This is a genomic window from Gordonia westfalica (assembly GCF_900105725.1).
In the GTDB taxonomy this organism is placed as follows: Bacteria; Actinomycetota; Actinomycetes; order Mycobacteriales; family Mycobacteriaceae; genus Gordonia; species Gordonia westfalica.
The window spans coordinates 1-3,645 of record NZ_FNLM01000037.1; the positions used below are offsets into that span (position 1 = coordinate 1).

The following is a 3,645-nucleotide window of genomic DNA, read 5'->3' on the forward strand; positions in this document are numbered from 1 at the left end:
TCGATCCACTGGAAGCGGAACTCCACCTGATACAGCACGGGCAATATAACTGGACGTCAGATTCGCGACTTGAAGTTGTCCCGCCGTCACCATCGGCACCAGTCGGGCAATCAGCTCTCTGCCTGAGCATCACGGAACGCGGGAAGCCCACCCCAGATTGCGTTGGCGTAGTTCATCACCCGCGCGCGGACGTCCGCAACGGCCTGTTGGTAGCCGATCAGAAGGCGATCAGACTCGGGCATTCGCGTTGTCCACGAAACTCATCAGCTGCTCGTCAGCCAGATCTAAGGCATCCTGCTCGATCTGCTCCGGCGAGTAGCCAAGAATGTTCGCATCGACTTCCATGACTCCCCGACACTTCGCTTCACGGCGTCATATTCTCGACAGCGACACGTGATTCGGCGTTTCCACGACAAGAGAATGTCTCCTCGGTCTCAAACCCTCGATACGCAAAGCTTTCGAGATGATCGCCGACAGCCCGTATCAACCACGTCAAGTCGGTCACGCGCTTCAGGATAACGCTCCTTCATCGCAGCAGAGCCGGTAGCGACTGATTCTGAGAACCGGAAGCAGCGCGGGAACGGTGGCGACTTCGACAGCTCCCAATCATCCTTCACACCTCCAAAAGAGCCTAATATCGTGCATCGACTCCACAACTCGATACGCAGGGATGTCCACAACACCCAGGCCGGCTCGAAACGACGCCCAATCGATGTCGTTGCTTCGGCGTCTTCTTGGAGACTCCGTGAGGGCGCTGACCAGCCTGCATCGCTGATGTCACACGACGCTCGAGGATTCCGCTTGATGCGGTGAATGGTGTCGAGATGGGTTCGAACTCACCATTCCGAGCGGTTGTTCAACACCACACGCGGCCTCGCGGTGATGACGAACTTGTCGCGCATCCACTGATCCGAACTGCACGGTTGTTGCGGATGCGCCGCTCCACCACTCGGCAGGTTACCCAACCGAACGCTGAACAGCTGCAGCGATCTGACACACACGATCGCAAAGTCTGTTTCGCATCCGAGTCACGCACCAACGGATCGCGGCGCGCGCTTCCACGCTGCAACGGGTCAGTCGCCGCGTACATCATTTCCGGTGAGTCCGCCGTGATGACGGGTGCCATTGTCCCGACCATGCAGTCATGTAGCTGGTGGCGTAATTCAGCATGTGATGGTGCTTCTTAGCGACACACCTTTGATGCGGTTATCGCGCCAGATCCTTTGCGCCGCAGACCACATCAACTGTCGTGTTGGAGCCAACATCAATACCGTTGGGATCAGCCGCTCCGCCAAGGATGACGAGATCTTCGTCGCCAGGTTGACGCGCGACTGCCGCTGAAAACGCTGCCACGACGCCCGCACATTCTTACCCATCTCAGGACGGGGCGTCGCCGTCAACGTAGCGACGCAGCAGACTGATTCGCGGCTGCGCAGCATCCAAACGGCTGTGAGGACGGGGAGCCATTCGGCGGCGTCACCGGAATCATGCACCACCCTCTCAGTAGATGCGACGTGGCATTCCGACCGGCTTGGGTCGAGCCCTGACTTGCGTGCGTCCAGACAGGCTTTCCACGACAGCACCGACGCCATCGCGGCATCAAACTTGAGGTCAGCCGACATCTTGCTTCTGGAGGACATCCAAGGGTTTCCCTCGTCGTCCACGATCTTCAGTTCCTTGCGGCCCGCGTTTCCGAGGTGCTGACAAAGTCCTCGTGGCTGTGTTCGCACCGAATGTGATCGACCCCGAGTCGATGGCTTCCCGATACTCGCGCAGCGTGTACGCCATCGGCTTCACTCGGCGGTCCACCACTCCTCACCCGTCAGCCATTTCGCAGCCACGAGCCGACCGTTTCGGTCAGTGTGGGGGTCGGCGTACATCTTCCACACGCATACCGGTCATGGGTCTCGACGCGGCGGTCACTCAGCTTCGTTGACTTCCAACCGTCGTCTTCTAGGTCGTCATCGTCGGGCGTTCCACAACCCAGCACTCTGCAACCGGTGTCGATGCTCGTCGCCACAACGCGTAGCGTCACGGAACCGGCGCCATCGAAACGAGAGTGATGAACCGCCTTAGGGATGCGCTCCCTGAGCGGCACAAACCGGTTTGATCTTCTTCATGTCAAACGCCTGGTCGCCCTGACGTTTCACCGTTCAACCACACCCGCTCGAGATACGCCATCGGCGCAGGCGATCCCACTTCGAAGCGATCTCGTCGAATGGCGACCGAACTCGCGATCGGCCGGTCGCTCAGCGATCGCCGAATCCGCTCGTCCTATCCGACAGATCCGTTCGATCGTCATCCGTGCGATACAGATAAAAATCCGGACGCTGAATTTTGCCTTCAGCGATCTGCGTGGCTCGATGTGAATTCTTCAGCACCGAACCTGACGGGTTGACCGGCAGTCCCAATACAACGACCAGGATATCCAGCGGACGTTTCGCAGTTCGATCCATCGTCTGTGCGCTTCAACTGCCGGCAAATACAGCCGTGCGGCTCATCGAACAGTTCATCGTCGTACGAGCCGCCGTCACGAGACCTGGTTGTTCGACAATGCGACGCTTTGCGTCAGCACGACGTGATCATTCAGCGCACAATCGATCCAACGTCGAATCGAACAGTCCGCATCAGGCTTCTTCGACGATGTACTTCAAAGCCCGTAAGCAGTTCTCAACTGCTCACCGACACGCACAATCGGAATGTACCGAGTTCACCGCTACCCACCGGATTCCGAGGCATCCCACGTCAAACCGGTCGCCTCCGATGAAAGTCAAGAACGTAGGAGCGCCTGCTTCTCTGTCTCGCAACCTTGCGGATGACAGTCCAACCGTTTGAACCGACGACGTCTCCCAAGATGACTTTCGGAACACTCGAAAGCACGATGATGAACGCCGAAACTCCGGTCAATCTCGTACGGCTCCCCTGCAACGAACCCGGCCATAGATCGCACGATCCTCGATCAGATCGCATATCGCGCCCAGGTTGGCCAGGGTTCCGGGTCTGGACCGGAACGACCAGCAGCACGGGTCACACGGCGTAGAGACTCGAGCGCGATCATCCTTCGGAGATTCTTCCGCTGCGGCACCGACGTTTCCGCCGGCGCTTGCCACGGTTCTCCACCTCGTCGACATGCTCAACTCGCCGCAGACGCATCAGCGCCAGCGGATTCAACCGAGACGGTCAGACAACTGCCGCCTCGCAGCAGCCTTCAGGTCGCCTGCTCGCACGAACTTCCACGACATATTGCGCAACTCACGATGCGTATGGACTTTCCCAGATCACCGCCTGAGCGTCGACCACAGATCCGCCACAACGCTTCTCTGCATCAGTGCTGCTCAATCTGCAACTGCAACTGGCCACAGCAGTTCATTCTTGTTCAGATCGCGCCGCAGCCGGCCCTTCGCGCGACCATCGTCCTCACCTCCAACTCCACCTGGAGTGACGCGACACGATCGCGAGCAACCTCGAGCATCGCCGACGCATTCACATCCGGAAGCAGAGGCCACTCAGGCGTAGCGCCCTCACGCCCTCAGACGGCAGAGACCGGAAGTCCTTCTTCGGGTTGTTGCGGCGAGCACGCACAGACGGGTGCTTCGGAGCAGGTCCAGGCATTGAACTACCTCCATTTCGGGATTTCGGGATCGG

At 59.0% G+C, this 3,645-nt stretch carries 3 protein-coding genes; all 3 read right to left on the bottom strand.

The annotated features are described in order from the left end of the window. Positions 1-110 precede the first annotated feature (110 nt). The 3 genes from BLU62_RS34470 to BLU62_RS32635 all read right to left on the bottom strand — a co-directional run bounded on the left by BLU62_RS34470 (position 111) and on the right by BLU62_RS32635 (position 2,456). Complete coding sequence (locus BLU62_RS34470; protein WP_280141578.1) at positions 111-242, bottom strand: hypothetical protein; 132 nt, start codon at positions 240-242, stop codon at positions 111-113. A 921-nt stretch (positions 243-1,163) separates the two neighbouring features. After that, the gene (locus tag BLU62_RS31710; protein ID WP_139180093.1) at positions 1,164-1,664 is read right to left on the bottom strand and encodes a hypothetical protein; all 501 of its coding nucleotides are present in this window, start codon (positions 1,662-1,664) and stop codon (positions 1,164-1,166) included. Positions 1,665-2,249: 585 nt separating this feature from the next. Continuing rightward, complete coding sequence (locus tag BLU62_RS32635) at positions 2,250-2,456, bottom strand: hypothetical protein (RefSeq protein ID WP_139180094.1); 207 nt, start codon at positions 2,454-2,456, stop codon at positions 2,250-2,252. Between the last annotated feature and the right edge of the window lie 1,189 nt (positions 2,457-3,645).

Excerpts from the sequence above, each read along its gene's own strand:
- BLU62_RS34470 (WP_280141578.1), bottom strand. The coding sequence starts at position 242 with ATGCCCGAGTCTGATCGCCTTCTGATCGGCTACCAACAGGCCGTTGCG.
- BLU62_RS32635 (WP_139180094.1), bottom strand. The coding sequence starts at position 2,456 with ATGGATCGAACTGCGAAACGTCCGCTGGATATCCTGGTCGTTGTATTG.